Annotated in this window: 15 protein-coding genes; 7 read left to right on the top strand and 8 right to left on the bottom strand. The window is 73.4% G+C overall.

Features of this window, described 5'->3' with window-relative positions; all coding sequences use genetic code 11:
• Window positions 1-64 precede the first annotated feature (64 nt).
• Together E5083_RS06670 and E5083_RS06665 are read left to right on the top strand one after the other, a co-directional pair.
• Window positions 65-472, top strand: a complete 408-nt coding sequence (locus tag E5083_RS06670; protein ID WP_135784662.1) for a hypothetical protein — start codon at window positions 65-67, stop codon at window positions 470-472.
• A complete protein-coding gene (locus E5083_RS06665; RefSeq protein WP_135784661.1) occupies window positions 469-1,377 on the top strand; it encodes a hypothetical protein in 909 nt (302 codons plus the stop codon). The genes E5083_RS06670 and E5083_RS06665 overlap by 4 nt, the downstream gene beginning before the upstream one ends.
• Window positions 1,378-1,391: 14 nt before the next feature.
• On the opposite strand, the gene E5083_RS06660 is transcribed toward E5083_RS06665, so the two are convergent.
• A complete protein-coding gene (locus E5083_RS06660) occupies window positions 1,392-2,945 on the bottom strand; it encodes a purine-cytosine permease family protein (protein WP_135784660.1) in 1,554 nt (517 codons plus the stop codon).
• A 451-nt stretch (window positions 2,946-3,396) separates the two neighbouring features.
• On the opposite strand from E5083_RS06660, the gene E5083_RS06655 reads away from it, so the two are divergent.
• Window positions 3,397-3,819, top strand: coding sequence for a subtilase-type protease inhibitor (locus E5083_RS06655; protein ID WP_135784659.1), 423 nt, complete (start codon window positions 3,397-3,399; stop codon window positions 3,817-3,819).
• A gap of 187 nt (window positions 3,820-4,006) precedes the next feature.
• On the opposite strand, the gene E5083_RS06650 is transcribed toward E5083_RS06655, so the two are convergent.
• The 4 genes from E5083_RS06650 to E5083_RS06635 form a co-directional block, all read right to left on the bottom strand.
• Window positions 4,007-6,823, bottom strand: a complete 2,817-nt coding sequence (locus tag E5083_RS06650) for an NHLP bacteriocin export ABC transporter permease/ATPase subunit (protein ID WP_135784658.1) — start codon at window positions 6,821-6,823, stop codon at window positions 4,007-4,009.
• A gap of 1 nt (window position 6,824) precedes the next feature.
• The gene (locus E5083_RS06645; protein ID WP_135784657.1) at window positions 6,825-9,059 is read right to left on the bottom strand and encodes an NHLP family bacteriocin export ABC transporter peptidase/permease/ATPase subunit; all 2,235 of its coding nucleotides are present in this window, start codon (window positions 9,057-9,059) and stop codon (window positions 6,825-6,827) included.
• The gene (locus tag E5083_RS06640; RefSeq protein WP_135784656.1) at window positions 9,056-9,862 is read right to left on the bottom strand and encodes an HlyD family efflux transporter periplasmic adaptor subunit; all 807 of its coding nucleotides are present in this window, start codon (window positions 9,860-9,862) and stop codon (window positions 9,056-9,058) included. Before E5083_RS06640 ends, E5083_RS06645 begins: the two co-directional genes overlap by 4 nt.
• A 108-nt stretch (window positions 9,863-9,970) precedes the next feature.
• A complete protein-coding gene (locus E5083_RS06635; protein ID WP_031179346.1) occupies window positions 9,971-10,186 on the bottom strand; it encodes a hypothetical protein in 216 nt (71 codons plus the stop codon).
• Window positions 10,187-10,840: 654 nt separating this feature from the next.
• On the opposite strand from E5083_RS06635, the gene E5083_RS06630 reads away from it, so the two are divergent.
• The gene (locus tag E5083_RS06630) at window positions 10,841-12,268 is read left to right on the top strand and encodes a S1 family peptidase (RefSeq protein ID WP_135784655.1); all 1,428 of its coding nucleotides are present in this window, start codon (window positions 10,841-10,843) and stop codon (window positions 12,266-12,268) included.
• A gap of 54 nt (window positions 12,269-12,322) precedes the next feature.
• Here the strand turns inward: E5083_RS06630 and E5083_RS06625 are convergent, their stop codons facing one another.
• Window positions 12,323-14,455, bottom strand: a complete 2,133-nt coding sequence (locus E5083_RS06625; RefSeq protein ID WP_425276698.1) for a PP2C family protein-serine/threonine phosphatase — start codon at window positions 14,453-14,455, stop codon at window positions 12,323-12,325.
• Between the two features lie 204 nt (window positions 14,456-14,659).
• Between E5083_RS06625 and E5083_RS06620 the strand changes: the two genes are divergently transcribed.
• Window positions 14,660-17,113 (top strand): SpoIIE family protein phosphatase, encoded by a 2,454-nt coding sequence (locus E5083_RS06620; RefSeq protein WP_135785248.1) that lies wholly within the window; start codon window positions 14,660-14,662, stop codon window positions 17,111-17,113.
• Between the two features lie 125 nt (window positions 17,114-17,238).
• The gene (locus E5083_RS06615; protein ID WP_135784653.1) at window positions 17,239-17,508 is read left to right on the top strand and encodes a hypothetical protein; all 270 of its coding nucleotides are present in this window, start codon (window positions 17,239-17,241) and stop codon (window positions 17,506-17,508) included.
• A gap of 60 nt (window positions 17,509-17,568) precedes the next feature.
• Here E5083_RS06615 and E5083_RS06610 read toward each other — a convergent pair whose 3' ends face one another.
• Complete coding sequence (locus tag E5083_RS06610) at window positions 17,569-18,153, bottom strand: hydrolase (RefSeq protein WP_135784652.1); 585 nt, start codon at window positions 18,151-18,153, stop codon at window positions 17,569-17,571.
• 32 nt (window positions 18,154-18,185) lie between these two features.
• Window positions 18,186-18,623 (bottom strand): MarR family winged helix-turn-helix transcriptional regulator, encoded by a 438-nt coding sequence (locus tag E5083_RS06605; protein ID WP_135784651.1) that lies wholly within the window; start codon window positions 18,621-18,623, stop codon window positions 18,186-18,188.
• An 89-nt stretch (window positions 18,624-18,712) separates the two neighbouring features.
• On the opposite strand from E5083_RS06605, the gene E5083_RS06600 reads away from it, so the two are divergent.
• A complete protein-coding gene (locus tag E5083_RS06600; protein ID WP_135784650.1) occupies window positions 18,713-19,207 on the top strand; it encodes a metallophosphoesterase family protein in 495 nt (164 codons plus the stop codon).
• The last annotated feature ends 48 nt before the right edge of the window (window positions 19,208-19,255 follow it).

Genomic DNA, 19,255 nt, shown 5'->3' with positions numbered 1-19,255 from the left:
GTGGTCCCTTCGGCGCCCTCGTTATGCTGAGTCGCCGGTCGGCTGGTCCCAGGGAGGTACGACGATGAGCGGGCTCGACGACGACGTGGACGGCGGCCTCGGCCACGAGCGACTGGCGGCCCTCTGTCACCGGTTGACCGAGCGGGCGCCCGAACTCGGCCCCGAGGGGCGCCGGTTGATCGACCACATCACCACCGAGGTACGCGGCGGCCGCTCACCGGAGGAACTGGAGGACTCCTTCGACGAGTTGGAGGACCTCCTGCTGGCCGCCGGTTTCACCGCCGGCCTCGGTTCGTACCGCACCGACATCCCGCCCGTCTATCAGCGGTTCCCCGGCGCCGGGCACCCGCTGCTGCGCGTACTGGCGTGTCCGGGCGGCGGCTGCGCCCGCGTCGAGGCACCCGAGCCCGAAAGCCCGGCCCAGTGCATGGTCTTCGGGCGGCCGCTGCGGGAGATCAGGCTGCGCCCGTGACCGCGTTCCTCAACGCGCTCGGCGGCAAGCTGGCCGAGCGCTGGCTCGCCCTACTGGCCGTCCCCGGCCTGGTGTACCTCGTCGCGCTGGCCACCGCCCTCACCCTCGGCCAGCGGCACTGGCGGGACACCGGGCGGCTGCGCGAGCGCCTCGACGCCCTCGCCGCCGCTCCGGGCGCCCACAGCGCGGGCGTGCTCGCGGTGTGCGCGGTCGCCGTGCTGGCCGGGGCCGCGCTGACGGGCACCGGTGCGCAGGCGGTGGGCGCGCTGGTCGAGCGGGTCTGGCTGGCGGGTCCGCGCGGGCCGGTGACCCGGTGGCTGACGGAGCGCCGGGCGCGCAGGTGGCGGGCCGCCGACGGTGCCTACCGTACGGCCCTGGTCGCGGCCGGCCGGGCCCGGCTGGGCGGCGCCGCCGACGCGGACGCCCTGGTGGCGGAGGCGGAGGCGGGGTACGCCCGGCGCAACGAGGTCGGGCTCGTCGCGCCGCGCCACCCCTTCTGGACCGGAGACCGGGTCACCACCCCGGACCGGCGCGTGTGGCGGGCGTACCGCCTGGACCTGACCGCCGCCTGGCCCCACCTCTGGCTCCTCGCCCCCGACAGCACCCGCGCCGAACTCGGCACCGCCCGCACCGCGTTGAGCGCCGCCGCACGGCTCACGGCCTGGGGTCTCGGCTACCTGCTGCTGGCCGTGTGGTGGTGGCCCGCCGCACTGGTCGGCGCGGCCACGCTGACGACGGGTGCCGTACGCGGCCGTACGGCGGCTGCGTCCTTCGCGGAACTGGCGGAGGCCCTGGTCGACCTCCAGGGCCCGGACCTGGCCCGCACCCTCGGCCTGGACTGCGCGGGCCGCCTCACCCCGGAGACGGGCGAAGAGGTGACCCGCCTGCTGAGCAAGCCCGACTGAGCCCGTCGGCGGAGTCACACACCGGCCAGTGCGGGCGCCTCCGTGATCGGCGGCACCGGGACCTCCCTGGTCCGCACCCAGCGCGCACCCTCCGGGCCATAGGCGGCCCTCGGCTCCGGGAACAGCCACAGCAGGGACAGGTACAGCACCGCCGCCACGGCCAGCGACAGCGGCAGGCTGATGTCGACCCCGCCCGCCAGGTCGCCCAGCGGGCCGACGAACTGGCCGGGGATGTCGGTGCACAGGATGCCGAGGGCCGCCGACACCCACCACGCGGTCATCCCGCGCCAGTTCCAGCCGTGGGTGAACCAGTAACGGCCGCCCCGCTGGCGGCGGTTGAAGACCTGGAGGGCGTCCGGGTCGTACCAGCCGCGCCGGGTGAAGAAGCCGAGGATCATCACCACCATCCACGGCGTGGTGCACGTGATGATCATCGTGGCGAAGGTGGAGATCGACTGCACCAGGTCCAGGGCGAACCGGCCGACGAAGATGAACGCGATCGACACCACGCCGACCAGCATGGTCGCCCGCACCCGCGACAGCCGGGGGAACACCGAGGAGAAGTCCAGCCCGGTGCCGTACAGCGCGGTCGTGCCGGTGGACATGCCGCCGATCAGGGCCAGCAGGCACACCGGCAGGAAGAACCAGCTCGGGGAGATCGCCAGCAGCCCGCCCACGAAGTCGGGCGCCGCCGGGTCGACGTACTTCGGAGCCTTGGTGGCGATGATGCTCGCCGTCGCGAGGCCGAACACGAAGGGGAGCAGGGTGGCGAGCTGGGAGAGGAACGCGGCGCCGACCACCCGCCGGCGCGGGGCGTCCGCCGGGATGTACCGCGACCAGTCACCGAGGAACGCCCCGAACGACACCGGGTTGGACAGCACGATCAGCGCCGCCCCGATGAAGGACGGCCAGAACATCGCCTGCGTCGCGGCATCCGCCGAGGCGGTGAACGAGCCCCCGTACGACGGGTCGAAGTCACCGGCGAAGGCGACCGCGCCCAGCAGGAACAGCACCGTCGCCGAGGTCACCGCGATCTTGTTGACGAACAGCATGAACCGGAACCCGTACACGCACACCGCGAGCACCAGCCCGGCGAACAGCGCGTAGGCGACCACGTACGACAGCGTGCCGCGCGGGAGGCCGAACAGGCGGTGCGCGCCGCCGACCAGGGCGTCGCCCGAGCTCCACACCGAGATGGAGAAGAACGCCACCGCCGTCAGCAGGGACAGGAAGGAGCCGACCACACGGCCGTGCACACCCAGGTGCGCCGAGGAGGAGACCGCGTTGTTGGTGCCGTTGGCCGGCCCGAACATCGCCATCGGACACAGGATCAGGGCGCCCGCGAGCACGCCGAGCACGGTCGCCGCGAGGCCCTGCCAGAAGGAGAGCCCGAAGAGGATCGGGAACGCGCCCAGGACGCAGGTGGAGAAGGTGTTGGCGCCGCCGAAGGCGACCCGGAACAGGTCGAACGGGGTCGCGGTGCGCTCCGCGTCGGGGATGCGCTCGACTCCGTAGGGCTCGACCTCGGTGAGCGAGGGGGCGGGGGAGTTGGGGTGCTGTGAGGTCAACTGGGGCTCCAGGGACGGGGTCTGCCGACGGTACGGCCGGATCGGCACGGCGAGCCAGGGGACGTTTCATCCATCTCCGGCCGCCCCTGTGGAGGGTTCGACCATCCGGAGGGGTCGGCGAAACCCGGGCGAACGCGGGGAATCGTGAAGGTGTCGCGGGCGGATCGTGAAAGCGGCCCCGGCGCGGGTGGGCGGAATGTTTCAGGCCGATTGCTCAGGCGGTGAGTTCCGGCCATCGGGCCGATCCCGGTATTCGGAAAGCCCGGCGTTGAGGGGCCGACGTGTTCGAATTCCGTGACTTCGCGCCACTGATTCAATACGCAATGTTACTGAAAGTCATGGGTGGGATGTGTGTTCCGGCTGCGGACTCGGCAGAGTGGCGCTCGCCGTCGCGGCGCCCCACCGGGCAAAGGACGGCACACCCTCAAAATCGAGCGGAAGGATGCACACCATGCGGAACACCGCGCGCTGGGCCGCGGCCCTCGGCCTCACCGCCGCCGCCGTCTGCGGACCCCTGACCGGTTCCGCCGTAGCCGCGCCTGCCTCCCTGTACGCGCCCTCGGCACTGGTCCTCACCACCGGGCACGGCGACAGCGCGACCACGGTCACCCCGGAGCGCGCCGTCACCCTGAGCTGCGCCCCGACGGCCACCGGCACCCACCCCGCGGCGGCCGCCGCCTGCGACGAACTGCGCGGCGTCAGCGGCGACTTCACTGCCCTGAAGGCCCGCCCCGACGTGTACTGCACCCGGCTGTACGACCCCGTGGTCGTCACCGTCCAGGGTGTCTGGCAGGGCCAACGGGTCGCCTACGAGCGCACGTTCGGCAACGCTTGCGCGAAGGACGCGCTGAACAGCAGCGTCTTCGCGTTCTAGACCGGGATCGCACGGGCTCCGTGCCGCAGGGTCGGTTTCGCAACTGGGGAGTGCGGCCCCTGGGGCGGAGCGACCGGCGATCCCGTACCGGGAGGGTGAGGCGGAGTGGGGCCGCCGCCTTCCGGACCCACAGCCGCTTCCCGGCCAGGCCCGTGGGGGGCCTCGCCGGGAAGCGGCACATCCATCCCTACGCCAGTTGCCTGCGCACCAGTTCGTGCAGCCGGCCCCCGGTGTCGGCGAGCAGTTCGGCGGGGGTGCCCTGCTGGATCACCTTGCCGTCCTCCATCACCACCACCCGGTCCGCGTCCATCACGGTGGACAGCCGGTGCGCGATGACCACCCGGGTGGCGTTCAGCTTGCGGGTGGACTCGATGACCGTGCGCTGGGTGTCGTTGTCCAGGGCGCTGGTCGCCTCGTCGAAGAAGAGGATGCGCGGCCGGCGGATCAACGCCTGGGCGATCATCAGCCGTTGGCGCTGCCCGCCGGAGACCGCGCCGCTCCCGGCGACGATGGTGTGCAGCCCCATCGGCATCCGCCGCACGTCCTCCGCGAGGCCCGCCAGCTCGATGGCCGCCATGACCTCCTCCGGCGTGTACGGCTCGGTGCCGCAGACCACGTCCATGATGGAGCCGTTGAACGGCTGGGCGTGCTGGAGCACCACCCCGCACTGCCGCCGCACCGCCGACTGGTCCAGCGCGCCGAGATCCTGGCCGTCGTACAGCACACTGCCGGAGACCGGCTTGTCGAAGCCGATCAGCAGGCGCAGCAGGGTCGACTTGCCGCAGCCGCTCGGGCCGACCACCGCGACGAACTCGCCCGGCCGCACCGCGAAGGACACGTCGTCCAGCACCAGCGGGCCGTCGTCGGAGTAGCGGAACGACAGCCGCCGGGCCTCCAGCGCGCCGGTCAGCGGGCCCGGCCGGGTGCTGCCCGCCCGCACCTCCGGGGTGGCGTCCAGCACCGGGCGCAGCTCCTCGAACAGCGGCAGCGCCGCCACCGCCGACACGAAGGCGCCGGTGAGCTGGGTGACCGAGGTCAGCACCATCGTCACCGCCGTGCTGAAGGTGAGGAACGCCGCCGCCGACATCGCGCCCTTCGCCGGACCCGCCAGCAGCATGAACATCACCAGCGTGCACACCGGCAGATACACCGCGCCCAGCACCGAGCTGAGGTTCTTGATCCGGCCGACCTTCTGCTGGAGCTCCCGGCTGCGGGCGAACTCCCGCGCCCAGGCGGCGTAGGCGTAGTTCTCCGCCGACGCCACCCGCAGCTTGGGCAGGCCGCGCAAGGTCTGGAACGCCTGGTTGTTCAGCTTGTTGCCGAGGGTCACCAACCGCCGCTGCCAGCGCACCTGCCACAGCCCAAGTCCCGTGAAAACGGCGCCGATCACCAGGAGCATCGCGATCGCGGCCATCGCCATCGGCACGCTGTAGTACAGCAGCAGGCCGACGTTCATCGCGCCGATCGTCACCGACTGCGCCACCACCGGGCCGACGCCCGCCAGCAGCCGCCGGATCGAGCTGATGCCCATCGCGGCGCTCGCCAGCTCACCGGTGGAGCGTCCGCTGAAGAAGCGGGTCGGCAGCCGCAACAGCCGGTCCCAGACCGCCGGTTGGAGCGAGCCCTCGATGCGCCCCTCAAGACGCAGGATGGTGAGGTTCTCCAGCAGCGTGAACGCCGCCGACACCACCCCGCTGAGCATCACCGCGAGACAGACCTGCGCGATCAGGTTCTCCCGCGCCTGCGGTACGTACTCGCCGAGCACCTTGCCCGTGGCGATGGGCACGAGCGCGCCGATCGCCACCGTGACCAGCCCCGCGAGCAGCAGGTTCAGCACATCGTTCCGCGTCCCGCCCAGGCTGAACCGGAGCAGGCCCAGCGGGCCGAGCCGCTTCTCGGGCAGCGGCCGGTAGAACATCACCGCACGCGGCTCGAACTCCTCCGCGTTCGCCTTCTCCACCGGCGTCTCCCGGCCGGTCGCCGGCTGTACGGCCACATAGCCGCCCCGGCGCCACAGCAGCGCCACCGGCGCCCCGGACAGCGCCCGGTGACCGACCAGCGGGCCCACGTTCTCCCGCCACCAGCGGCCCTCCAGGCGTACCGCCCGGACCCGGACCCGGGAGGCCAGCGCGACGCGCTCCACCGGGTCCAGCCGCTCGCTCTCGCCGATCCCGCGCGCCGGGTCGGCCAGTGTGATCCCGGCCGCCTGCGCGACCAGCTTGCAGGCCGCGTACCCGGCGTCCGCGTCGGCCGCCGTGGTCCGCCGGTCCGAGCGCTTGCCGATGGAGGCGAGCAAGGTCTGGTCGGCCTGGGCGCGTACCGCCTCACCGGCCTTGATGCCGGCCGCCGCCCGTGTCTCGTGGGTGCGCTCCAACTGCTCGATCCAGCGGTCCAGCGCGGTCAGCAGCCGGTACTGCTGGTCGACCAGGCTCTGCCACAGCCCCGGGTCCATCAGCAGGTCGGCCGCCGCCTCCGCGCCGTACACCGAGCCGTACTGCACGCTGCCCGGCGGCACCTGCATCCAGAACACGTCGTCGTCCGACGGCGCCACCGACCGGTCCTCGGCGAGCGGCGCCTGGAACAGCACCGACAGGCCCCGGCCGACGCCGAGGGCGAGGGCGTACTCCAGCGGGCTGGAGGAGGGCGGGACGTACTGCGGGTTGCCGTACTCGTCGTAGGACCAGGTCTCGGTGTGCGCGCCCTGGTACAGCTCGCGCAGGTTCACCCGGTGCACCACACAGTCCCGCACCGGGCGGGCCACCAGGGTGTGCTGGGGTCCGGCGACCGGGCCGAGCAGCAGCGCGCCCGCCTCCACCCGGCCCAGGTGGTGCCAGTGGCCCTGCTCGGCGGCGTCCACCGCGAACAGGTCCAGCGCGCCGGCCGCCACCAGCCAGAGCACCTGCGGACCCTCGAGATCCAGCCGGTTCAGCCCGGCGCAGTCGACCCGCGTACCCAGCGAGCCGAGGGCGCCCAGCACCAGATCACCGTCGTGCGTGGACGTCATCTCACCGCTCCCTGACCAGCGCCGCGTACGCGCCACCGCGCGCCACCAGCTCCTCGTGCCTGCCCCGCTCCACGACCGTGCCGTGCTGGAGCACCACGATCTCGTCGCTGTCACGGACCGTGGACAGCCGGTGGGCGATCACCACACAGGCGCAGCCGCGCCGGCGCAGGTTGTCCATCACCGTCAGCTCCGTCTCCGCGTCCAGCGCGCTGGTCACCTCGTCCAGCACCAGGATGCTGGGGCGGCGCACCAGCGCCCGCGCGATCTCCAGCCGCTGGCGCTGACCGCCGGAGAAGTTGCGGCCGTCCTGCTCGACCTTGCTGTGCACCCCGCCCGGCCGGCGCGCCACCACGTCGTACAGCGCCGCGTCCCGCAGCGCCTCCTCCACGGCCTCGTCCGGGATCGAGGGGTCCCACAGCGCCACGTTGTCGCGGACCGAGCCCTCGAAGAGGAACACGTCCTGGTCCACGAAGGACACCGAGGCGGCGAGCGCGCCGCGCGGGATGTCCTCCAGCCTGCGGTCGTCGATCCGGATCACGCCCTCCCAGGGCGAGTACAGCCCCGAGATCAGCCGGGACACCGTCGACTTGCCGCTGCCCGAACCGCCCACCAGGGCCACCTGCTGCCCCGGACCCACCGTGAGGTCGAAGTCGGTCAGCAGCGGCTTGTCCAGCGGGCTGTAGCCGAAGGTGACGCCCTCCAGCTCGACGTGCCCGCGCAGCCTGCGGGTGTCGTCGGCGCCCTGGGGGCGCGCGTACAGCGGGTCGGCCTGGAAGTTCTCCACGTCCTTCAGCCGGGCCACGTCGGCCGCGAAGTCCTGGATGCGGCCCGCCACGCCGTTGAGCCGGGTGAGCGGCGCGGTGAAGCGGGCCACCAGCGCCTGGAACGCCACCAGCAGACCGACCGAGATGTGCCCCTCGACCGCCCTGAGGCCGCCGATCCACAGGATCAGCGCACTGTTGAAGGTGGCCAGCGTCGGCGCGACCACGCCCAGCCAGGCGCTCGGCACCCCGAGCTTCTGCTGCTCCTCCAGCGTCGCCGCGTGCTGCCCGGCCCACTTGCGGAAGTAGCCGTCCTCCCCGCCGGTCGCCTTCATCGTCTCGATGAGCTGAAGCCCGGTGTAGGAGGTGTTGGTCAGCCGCGCGGTGTCCGCCCGCAGCTTCGCGGTACGCGTCGCGCGCAGCCGGATCACCAGCCGCATCGCCACGATGTTCAGCAGGGCCACGCCGATGCCGACGAAGGTGAGCTGCGGGTCGTAGGTGTACAGCAGCACCGCGTACAGCACGACCACGATCGCGTCCACGCCCGCCGCCGCGAGGTCGCGGGCCAGGGTCTCGGCGACCTGGTCGTTGGACTGCAGCCGCTGGACGAGGTCGGCGGGGGAGCGCTGGGAGAAGAAGGTGACCGGCAGCCGCAGCAGATGGCGCAGGAAGCGCGCGCTGGACAGGGTGGAGGAGATGATCCGGCCGTGCAGCAGGTTGGCCTGCTGGAGCCAGGTCAGCACCAGGGTCAGCGCCACACAGGTCGCCATCGACGCGAACAGCACGCCGAGCAGCGAGGTCTGGCCGCCGATCAGAAACATGTCGATATAGGTACGGCTCAGCGCGGGCACCGCCGCGCCCACCGCGACCAGCAGCAGGCTCGCCAGCACCGCCGCCGGCAGCGTGCCCGCCGTGCCGCGCAGCCGGGCGGGCATCGCGCCGAGCACTCCGGGCTTGCGGCCGCCCTTGCTGAAGCCGTCGCCCGGCTCCAGCACCAGCACCACTCCGGTGAAGCTGCCGTCGAACTCCTCCATGGGCACGAACCGGCGGCCCTTGGCGGGGTCGTTGATGTACACCCCGCGCCGGCCGAAGCGGCGGCCCATGCCGTCGTAGACGACGTAGTGGTTGAACTCCCAGAACAGGATGGCCGGGGCGCGCACGTCGGCGAGCGCCGCGAGGTCCATCTGCATGCCCTTGGCGGTCAGCCCGTAACTCCGGGCTGCCTTCAGCAGGTTGCTCGCGCGCGAGCCGTCGCGGGAGACACCGCAGGCGATGCGGAGTTCCTCCAGCGGGACATGGCGGCCGTAGTGGCCGAGCACCATGGCGAGGGAGGCGGCACCGCACTCGACGGCCTCCATCTGCAGCACGGTGGGCGTACGGACCGTGCCGCCACGGGGTTTGGGCACCGGGCGGCGAGCGGGAGAGGCCCGTCTGCGGCCGCGGTTCTCCTGCGCGGTGTCGGTCGGGGCGGTCACGGAAGCAGCCAATCGATCGGGCGCTGGTCGCTCAGATGGACCGCACCGGAGGCCAGGGTCATGGAGTCGAGCCCGAAGGGCGGCCCACCCGCCGACGACCAGCGGTAACCGCTCCTCGCCGACGAGGACTTGTCCAGCGCCACGAGGACGGCGACCGGGCGGCCCTTGCTGGTGAATTGCTTGCCGAGCTGGCTGTCGCCGAGGAACGCGCCGATCGACTGCGCGGACTGCGCCGTGCGGTCCACGGACTTCACCGTGCCGCGCAGCACGCCGTAGCGCTCGGCCGGTACGGAGGACACGGTCAGGTCGACCGTGGCGTGCGCGGGAATCGAGGCGGCGTTCTCGGCGGGGACGTACACCGTCGCGTAGAGGGGGTCGGAGTCGTGCGCGACCTTCTCCACCGCGGCCACGTCGGCGCCGGGCTGCACGATCTGCCCGATGGTCGCGGCCAGCGCGGTGATCCGCCCCGCGGCGACGGTACGGATCACCGAATCGCCCTCGGCGGTACGGACCTTGAGCACGGGGGCGTTCGCGGGCAGCCGTTGCCCCTGCCTGGCGAGCACACCGGTGACCTGTCCGGCCACCGGGCTCTGGAGGACGTAACTGCCCTGCCCGTGGTTGAGGATGGCCGGGGCGCTCACGGTGGAGGCGACCGAACCGGTCACCGCCCACACCGAGGCGGCCGCCATCACGACGACGGTGATGCCCAGCACGAGCCACCCCTGCGGGCGTGCCAGCCGCACCGGGAGGTCGAGATCCTCCGGCGACTGGAGCTTGGCGAGGGCCTGTTGGCGGAACTGCACGGAACTTCCCTCACCCGAGGAGAGACGACGGCACGGAATTGTTTCGGGACGCCCGAGAGTCCCGGACCCGCGAGGGGGTCCGGGACTCTCGGTGACACCGAGGTGCGGTCAGAGACCGGCGACCAGGCCGGTGACCGGGGCCGTGTTGAGGCCGGTGACACCCTCGACGGTGCCGACGACGGTGTCCACCAGGCCGGAAACCGGGGCGATGCCGTTGACGGCGCCGGTCACGGTGGAGAGGGCGTTCACGGACAGGCCGCCGGAAACGTTGTCCAGCTCGGCGTCCGAGATCTCGACGGTCTCGACACGGGGGGTGGAGTTCATGAGGGAACTTCCCTTCGTATGGGTCTTCACAAGGGGGGAGCGGCCCCCTCTGGGGACAGATGACGGCCGCGACCGCGAGGAGTTCCAGACCTTCGGGCCGCCGTCTCCGGCAGCCCTGGGGCGGTTCCTGCGATGCGATGGATCAAAGCACGCACGCAGCGCCCGGTTCCACTTGCTCAGGGCTCTCACCAGCGAGTTCGGTCCACGGTGAGGTTCATTCGTGCAGGGGCGCGCACGCCGTGGACGGTTCTCCTTCACATTCCCCGCGTCGTCGTCGCGCCGTCTCCACTACCGCCGGTAACGCGAATCCGGCACACCTCTCCAAAGGCGTGTCCGGGACACCCGCACCGGTGTGCAAACCTCGCGGTCCGTGACCTGCCTGGGTGCGGGATGTGCAGATTCCCTGAAGCGGGGATTCCGCTACCGGTGTTGGGCGCACGGCGACCGGTCGGTGACGCGGGGTCACTGAGGTGCCGGTGTGTCAGAAGAGGCGTGGGCGTGGCCGATTCCCCACCCACGCAACGAAGTTGGCGATCGGGATTGAACGCGCTGGGCCGGACGCCCGTACCTGTAGCCAGCCGGCACCCCCCTACGAACTGCCCGACAGCGGCAGACCCCCGCACCCAGGAGGTCGAGAAGTTGAGTCACAAGCGCATGCCCAAGAGGAAGGCCGCGATAGCGGTCGGCGGTGTCGCGGCGCTCGGAGCGGCGGCCCTGCTGCTGCCCAACGCCATGGCCTCCCAGGACAACTCCCAGGATCAGGGGGCGGCCGCGGCGGGCAACGCGAGGACCCTCAAGACCACCGACGCGACCGCGCTCGCCGCCCAGTTGAAGCAGTCCCTCGGCGGCCAGTTCGCCGGTGCCTACTACGACAGCGCCAAGCGGCAGCTCGTCGTCAACGCGGTCGGTGACGGTGCCGCCGTCGCACGTGCGAAGAGTGCGGGCGCGGTCGTACGGCAGGTGGAGAACAGCACCGCCGACCTCCAGTCCGCCGCGAAGACCCTGCGGACCAAGGCGGCCATCCCCGGTACCGCCTGGGCCGTCGACCCGCGCACCAACAAGGTGATCGTCAGCGCCGACTCCACGGTGACCGGCGCCAAGTGGGACCGGCTGGAGTCCACCGTCGACGGCCTCGGCTCCGGCACCGCCACCCTGAAGAAGACCGGCGGCACCTTCAAGACCTTCGTCTCCGGCGGCGACGCGATCTTCTCCCAGGTGCAGGGCGGCGGCGTCCGCTGCTCCCTCGGCTTCAACGTCACCGCCGCCGACGGCAGCCCCGCCTTCCTGACCGCCGGTCACTGCGGGGTCGCGGCCGAGGAGTGGTCCGACTCGCAGACCGGGCAGCCCATCGCCACCGTCGACCAGGCCACCTTCCCCGGCGAGGGCGACTTCTCCCTCGTCAAGTACGACGACCCGGCGACCGAGGCGCCCAGCGAGGTCAACGCGGGCAACGGCCAGGTCGTGGCGATCACCCAGGCCGCCGAGGCCACCGTCGGCTCCACCGTGTTCCGCATGGGCTCCACCACGGGGCTGCACGACGGCCAGGTCACCGGCCTCGACGCCACCGTCAACTTCCAGAGCGAGACCGACCCGAACGGCGTCGACACCGTCACCGGTCTCATCCAGACCGACGTGTGCGCCGAGCCGGGCGACAGCGGCGGCTCGCTGTTCACCCAGGAGGGCGCGGCGATCGGCCTGACCTCCGGCGGCAGCGGCGACTGCACCAGCGGCGGCGAGACCTTCTTCCAGCCGGTCACCACCGCCCTCGCGGCCACGGGCGCGACCCTCGGTGACGGGGGCGCGGGCGCGGGTGCCGGCGACGACCAGGCGGGCGCGGGCGACCAGGCCGGTGCCGGGGACGAGGCCGGTGCGGGCGACCAGGCGGGTGCGGGCGACCAGGCGGGTGCCGGTGCCGGTGACCAGGCCGGCGGCGACGAGATAGGCGGCGCCGACGACCAGGCCGGTGCGGGAGCCGGTGCGAGCGCCGACGACCAGGCCGGTGCGGGCGCGGGTGCCGCTCAGGAGCAGGGCACCAAGCACCACCACCGCAACCGTCAGCAGGGCGGAACCTCCGCCAACTGACGCACCGGGTCCGGCCCTTCGGCGGAAGGGCCGGGCCCTCCGCGTGCCGGGCGCTCAACTCCCGTCCCGCGCCCGCAGCAACAGCACCGCCACATCGTCCACCCGGTCCCGCCCCGCCGTACCGTGCCGGACCAGCGCGTCCGCCAGCTCCTCCAGCGGACCGTCGCCCGCCTCGGAGAACAGCGCCCCCAGGTCGATCAGCGCGTCCTCGATGTCCACACCGGGCGACTCCACGAGGCCGTCCGTATAAAGGGCGAGCACCGAGCCCGGCGTCAGCGTCACCTCCGTCGTCGGGTACGCCGCCTCCGAGTCGATGCCGAGCAGCGGACCCCCGGCCAGGTCCAGCACCCGTACCCGCCCGTCCGGACGCCGGAGCAGCGGAGGCGGATGACCCGCCCGCGCCATCACGGCCCGGCCGTGCGCGGGGTCGAGGCGGAGGTAGAGACAACTGGCGAACAGCTCGGTGCCGAGGTCGATCAGCAACCGGTTGATGCTGCCCATCACCTCGCCCGGCGCCTGCCCCACCGCGCTGTACGCGCGGACGCCGGTACGGATCTGGCCCATCAGCGCCGCCGCCGTCACGTTGTGCCCCTGGACGTCGCCGATCACGGCGGACGCCTGCGGCCGGGTCGGCACCAGATCGTAGAAGTCGCCGCCGATGTCCATGCCCCGCGTCGCCGGGAGATAGCGCGCGGCCGCCTCGATGCCGGGCGGCGGGTACAGCGAGTGCGGCAGCAGCGCCTCCTGGAGCCCGTGCGCCAGCCGGTGCTTGGCGTCGTACAGCATCGTCCGCTCCAGCGCCTGGGCGATCAGCCCGGCGAGGCTGGTCAGCACCGCCCGCTCCTCGGCGGGGAAGGAGTGCGGCTCCGGGTACGCCAGCACACACGTCCCCACCCGGCGCCCGGACGCGACCAGCGGCAGGAAGGCCCAGGCCGCGAAGCCGTCGCGGGACTCGCGCCGCACGGGATACAGCCGCTCCAACTGCTCCCGCGACTCGAAGAACGCGGGCACTCCACTGCTCAACGCCTGGGTGCCCGGGGTCCGTTCGCTCAGCGGCAGCCCGTCGAACCACCCGGCCACCCGCTCGTCCGGATAGCCGCGGTGCCCGAGCACCCGCATCCGCCCCTCCTCGGCGGCGAGCAGCATCAGCGCATGACTGCCGACCGCCGGACCCACCTCGTCCGCGACCAACTGGACCAGGTCGTCCACCGCCACCGCCTCGGTCAGCGCCCCCGTCAGGCTCAGCAGCCGGGAGATCGTCACCAGCCGGTGCGGCCGCGCCCCGGCCGGCACGCCCGTGCGCTCGGTCAGCACCCGGACCCGCGTGATGCGCACGCTCACCCCGGTGCTGCCCGGATAGAGCCGGAAGGACAGCCAGTGGCCGGGCGGCCGCAGCGCCACGAACGAGGTCGGACGGCGGCTGATCAGCGCGGCCCGGTAACGGTCCTCGTACAGCGGGTCGTTGAGCCATGGCACCGACACCCAGGGCAGCGTGCCGAGCAGTTCGGCGGCGGGACGGCCGAGGAGTTCGGCGGCCGCCGAGTTGACGTGGCCGATCCGGCCGTGCAGATCGAGCGACACCAGCCCGTACGGCAGCCGGGCCACCATCCGTGCCGCCTCCACCGGACCGAGGGTGTCCACGACGGCCGCGTCCGGGGTCGCCACCAGATCCCGCTCGGGGCCCAGCGGCAGATTCTCGGCCGACGCCCGCGCCAGCACCCGGGTCAGCCGCTCGCACCCGGCCGACAGCAGCGTCCGCTCCCGCTCGGTCAGCTCCGGGCCGTGCCCGGCGGGCCAGGTCACGAACACCGCGCCGAGCACGGCGTCGTCCGTGGCCAGCGGCAGCGCCGCCAGCGCGAAGGGGTACGGCAGCACCACCGCGATGCGCGGGAAGCGGCGCGCCATCTCCTCGCCCCCGCCGACCCACACCGGCCGCCGCTGCCGCACCGCCTGCGCGACCGGGATCGGCGCGCTCACCCCGACCCGCTCCCAGGGCGCCGCGAACGCCCTCGGCAGGCCCGCCATCACCGCCATCTCCAGCACCGGCACGTCCGGCCGCAGCAGGTAGACCGCGCCCGAGTGCGCGCCCACGTCCTCCATCATCGCGGCCAGGGCGACCGAGAGCAGCGGCCGCCCGGCCCCCGGGGGTTCCCGTGCGGGGTCCGGCGTGTCGGACACGCCGACCACCTCCTCGTACGGCCCTCGCGCCCCCGCCTGCGGACGAGTCCCACTTCTGGGGATACGCCGAGTACCCCCTCCCGACACCGCTCATGCCGAGACCGGAAAAGGCGAGTAGGTGCCGCTATGGGGCTTCCGGGTCAATCGCGCGGTAGGGAAAAACCGCGCGTGGTCGCTGCACAGGGGCTGCGCCGCGCGCCCGCACGCGCTGTAATGGCCAACGTGGCGAGTGAGGGTGCTGCGGTGCGCAGGACGGGAGCCGGGCGTGCCGAGCACGTCCTCGCCACACTCATGGCCGCGCCCCCCTCCGCCGACCGGCTCCGCCGCGTCCTGGAACAGGCGCTCGTCCTCGCCGGCGCCTCGTTCGCCGCCGTGTACGCCCCCGGCGACGACCCCGCCGTACTGTGCCTGGCCGAGTCCGTCGGACTGCCCGGCTCGCTGTACGGCCTGCGCGACGGCTACCCCGCCGACGGCGGCGCCCCGGTCGCCGAGGCCCACCGCACCGGCCGCCCCCGCTGGCTCGGCCCGAGCGAAGTGGCCGACCGCGCCGAGGGCCGCCGTACCCCCGAACCCGGCTTCTCCCTCGCCGCCCTGCCCCTCGCCGGGCCGGGCGGCGGCTCGCTGCTGGCGGTCGCGGAACGGCCCGAGGGGTTCGACGCGGGGGAGAGGGCGGCGCTGGAACTCATCGCCCGCGCCGTCGCCGTCCCCGAGCCCGGCCCGGCCGACGCCCACGAACCGGCCCCGGACGCCTTCAGTCTCGCCATGGACACCGGGCGGGTGGAGGTCGGCGACGAGATCCTGCGGCTCTTCGGGATAGGGCGCGACGACTTCGACGGCAAGGTGGAGACGCTGCTAGGGCTCACGGTGCCCGAGGACCTGCCCGCGCTGATGTCCGTGGTGGAGCCCGACCACATGTCCCTGGACGAGCGCGAGCTGGAGTTCCGCGTCCGGCAGCCGTCCGGGGCGCTCCGCTGGCTCCGGCTGCGCGGACGGCTGGTGCCCGGCGGGGAGGGGCGGCCCGCCCAACTGGTCGGCACCGTCGCGGACGCCACCAAGCTGCGCTCCGACGTCACCGACGTGGCCCGCGTGCAGCGCCTCGCCGCCGACCTCGCCACCGCGGGCACCGTCAAGGACGTGGGGCACGCCGTCGTCGACGCCCTGCGCAAGCCGCTGCGCGCCGACCGCATCGCGCTGGCCGAACTGGAGAACGACCGCCTCGTCGTCACCGTCCTCGACCCGCCCGAACCCGAGGCGTGGCCCGAACTCTGGCGGGCCGAATGGCGCGGCGAGTGGCCCGACGCCCCCGTACGCGCCATGCCCGCCCTCGCCGCCGCCCTGCGCGACGGCCGCGCCCACATCTGGCCGGCCGGCTCCGCCCTGGAGCCCGGCCTCGCCGGAGTCGGCCCCGGCGGCCTCGCCGTACTGCCGCTGCCCGCGGGCGGCCGGATGGCCGGGGCCTGCCTGATCGGCTGGGACCGCCCGCACGAGTTCGCCCCCGACGAACGCGCCCTGCTCACCGCCTGCGCCGCCCTCGCCGGACAGGCCCTGCGCCGCGCCCACGCCTTCGACGCCGAACACGAACTCGTCGGCATGCTCCAGCGCGCCCTGCTGCCCCACCGGCTGCCCCGGCTGCCCGGCGCCGAGGCCGTCGCCCGGTACCTGCCCGCCACCGAGGGCCTGGAGGTCGGCGGCGACTGGTACGACGTGATCCCGCTCGCCGACAACCACGTGGCCTTCGTCATCGGCGACGTCCAGGGCCACAACGCGGGCGCCGCCACCCTCATGGGCCAGATGCGCACCGCCCTGCGCGCCTACGCCGCCGAGGGCCACCCGCCCGACGTGGTCGTCGCCCACGCCAACCGGCTGCTGCTGGACATGGAGAGCGACCTCTTCGCCACCTGCGTCTACGTCGACATCGACATGGAACAGGGCACCGCCCTCTGCGCACGCGCCGGGCACCCGCAGCCGGTGCTGCGCCACCCGGACGGCAGTACGGAGACCGTGCGGGCCGAGGGCGGACCCCCGCTCGGGGTGCTCACCCGGGCGGAGTACCCGATGACCCCGCTGAAACTCAAGCCCGGCACGGTCCTCGCGCTCACCACCGACGGCCTGGTCGAGTCCTCCGGCACCGACCTCGACACCGGCATGGACCGGCTCGCCCGCGACCTCGCCGCAGCCGACCCCGCCCACCTCGGCCAGACCGCCGACGCCCTGCTCGCGGGCGCCCACCGGGGCGACGACGTGGCGCTGCTGCTGGTCCGCTACGACGGCATGGCCGTGCGCCCGCGCCGCGAGAGCTGGAGCGTGTGGCGGGTCCCGGAGGCGGTACGGCACGCCCGGCGCTTCGTCCGCCGCACCCTGCGCGCCTGGGAGCTGCCGAGGGACACCGCCGACACCGCCCTGCTGGTGGTGTCCGAGCTGGTCACCAACGCCCTGGTGCACACCGAGGGGCAGGTGCGGCTCGACCTCAGCCTGGTCGGGCACCGGCTGCGCATCGCGGTCACCGACTCCTCGCCGCGCGGACCTCTCAAGCCGACCAACGTCGGCTGGGAGGCCACCGGCGGCCGGGGCATCCTGCTGGTCGAGGCGGTCTCCCACGCGTGGGGCACCGTCCCGGTCAGCGGCGGCAAGCAGGTGTGGGCGGAGCTGGTGACGGACGAGGCGTGAGGGGCGGGTGGGGGATGAGAGACCTCGACGAGGCGGGCGACGGCGCCGGGAGACGGGCCCCGGCGGACGGCGCGGACGGCGGCCCCGAGTGGCGGGTTCGCCCGGCGTGCCTAGGGTCGGTTGGTGTGGCACACACCTTCGAAGAACTGGTCCAGAAGCAGCGCGCGGCGGCCGCGGCACACGCCACCGTGGAGGAGCTGCGGGACACCTACGGGCCCCCGGCCGAGCGGGCGATGACCGGCGCGCAGTCCGGGACGTACGAGACCGCCCTGCGCGCCTGGCGCGACCTGGCCCGCGATGTGCAGACCGCGCTCAACGAGTACGCCCGCGACACCGGGCGGGCCCGCGCCGAGGTCGAGGCCGAGGTGGAACGCGCGGCGGCCGCCGGGGACTGACCGGACGGCGGCGACGGAAAGGCCCGGCACCCGCGTGGGTGCCGGGCCGTCCGGGCGTGCTCAGGCGTGCGTCTTGGCCAGCAGCTCGAGGATCTCCGCCGTCGTACCGCTCTCACCGAGGCGGGGGAAGATCCGCTCGACGGTGTTGGTGTGCGCGTCCGCGTCGGAGTCCGCCATGGCGTCGGTGGCCAGGGTGACGTTGTAGCCGGCCGCGTACGCGTCACGGGCGGTGGACTCCACGCCGATGCTGGTGGCGATGCCGGTGAGCACGATCTGTGTGACGCCCCGGCGGCGGAGCTGCACCTCCAGGTCGGTGCCGAACAGGGCGCTCCAGTTGTGCTTGGTGACCAGGACGTCACCGGCGTGCCCGGACAGCTCGTCCACGATCACGTCCCAGCCCTCGGGGAAGGACAGGCCGCGCGCCTGGCGCTCGGTACGGCCGGGCACCGCGTCCGCGCCGTCGGCGGCGAAGGAGACCCGGACCAGCACCACGGGCAGGTCACGGGCGCGGAAGGCGTCGGCCAGCTCGGCACTGCGGGCCACCACGTCGGCGGCGCTGTGCGGCTGGACGGGCATCGCCGTGATCCCGGCCTGGAGGTCGATCACGACGAGGGCGGTACGGGGGTCGAGCGTGGTGACGGACATGCGGGGGCCTTTCGGAATGAGTGGGGGGTCGTTCAGGGGCGGGACAGCCGTTCCAGCAGCTCCAGCGCGGTCAGCACCGTCTCCCGCTCCTCCTCGGTGAACCGGTCCTGGAAGGCGCGGGCCAGCCACTCCTCGCGCAGTTGCCGGTTGCCCTCCACGCGGGCCCGGCCCGCCTCGGTGAGGGTGACGAGCTGACGGCGGCCGTCGTCCGGGTCGGGGGCGCGGCGGATGAGTCCCTGGGCGTCCAGCGCGGCGAGCGTGGCCGCCATGGACTGCGGGCGTACGCCCTCGGCGGCGGCGAGCGCGCTCGCCGTGGCCGCGCCGTGCTTGCCGACCAGGGAGAGCGCGGACTCCTGCGGGGGCGTGAGATCGGCGTCTTGCGCCACCTCACGGATACGGCGCCGCAGCCGGCTGAACACCACCCGCAGCTCGCGTGCCGCGCGGGCGGCCGAACCGGAGATGTGGACCATGCCCGCCACCGTACGGAACCTCAGCCCAGCCTGTCCAGTTCGGACTGTTCAGTTTTACCTGTCCATTGTGCTGTCCCTACGCTGGAGACGTGCGCCTCCTCCTGATGTCCGACACCCACCTCCCGAAGCGGGCCAAGCGGCTCCCGGACCGCCTGCTCGCCGAACTCCCGCACGCGGACGTGGTGTTCCACGCCGGTGACTGGGTGGACACCGCCACCCTCGACCTGCTGGAGTCCTTCGGCCGCCGCCTGATCGGCGTGTACGGCAACAACGACGGCGACGACCTGCGCGCCCGGCTGCCCGAGGTGGCGTACGCCGAGCTGGGCGGCCTGCGCTTCGGCGTGGTCCACGAGACCGGGCCGGCCCGGGGCCGCGAGGCCCGCTGCGCCGAGCGCTTCCCGGGCCTGGACGTCCTGGTCTTCGGGCACAGCCACATCCCCTGGGACACCACCGCCCCCGGCGGCCTCCGCCTGCTCAACCCCGGCTCCCCGACCGACCGCCGGCGCCAGCCGCACGCCACGTACATGACCGCCACCGTGGCGGACGGCGCCCTGACCGACGTCACCACGCACACGCTGCCGTAGCCCCCGCGTCGACGCGCGCGATCCGGGTACTGCTGGTCTGCTGGAGCG

The organism is Streptomyces bauhiniae, from assembly GCF_004784475.1.
Taxonomy (GTDB): Bacteria; Actinomycetota; Actinomycetes; order Streptomycetales; family Streptomycetaceae; genus Streptomyces; species Streptomyces seoulensis.
Note: the sequence above shows the minus strand (reverse complement) of the source record. Positions and strands in the feature narration are given on the sequence as shown.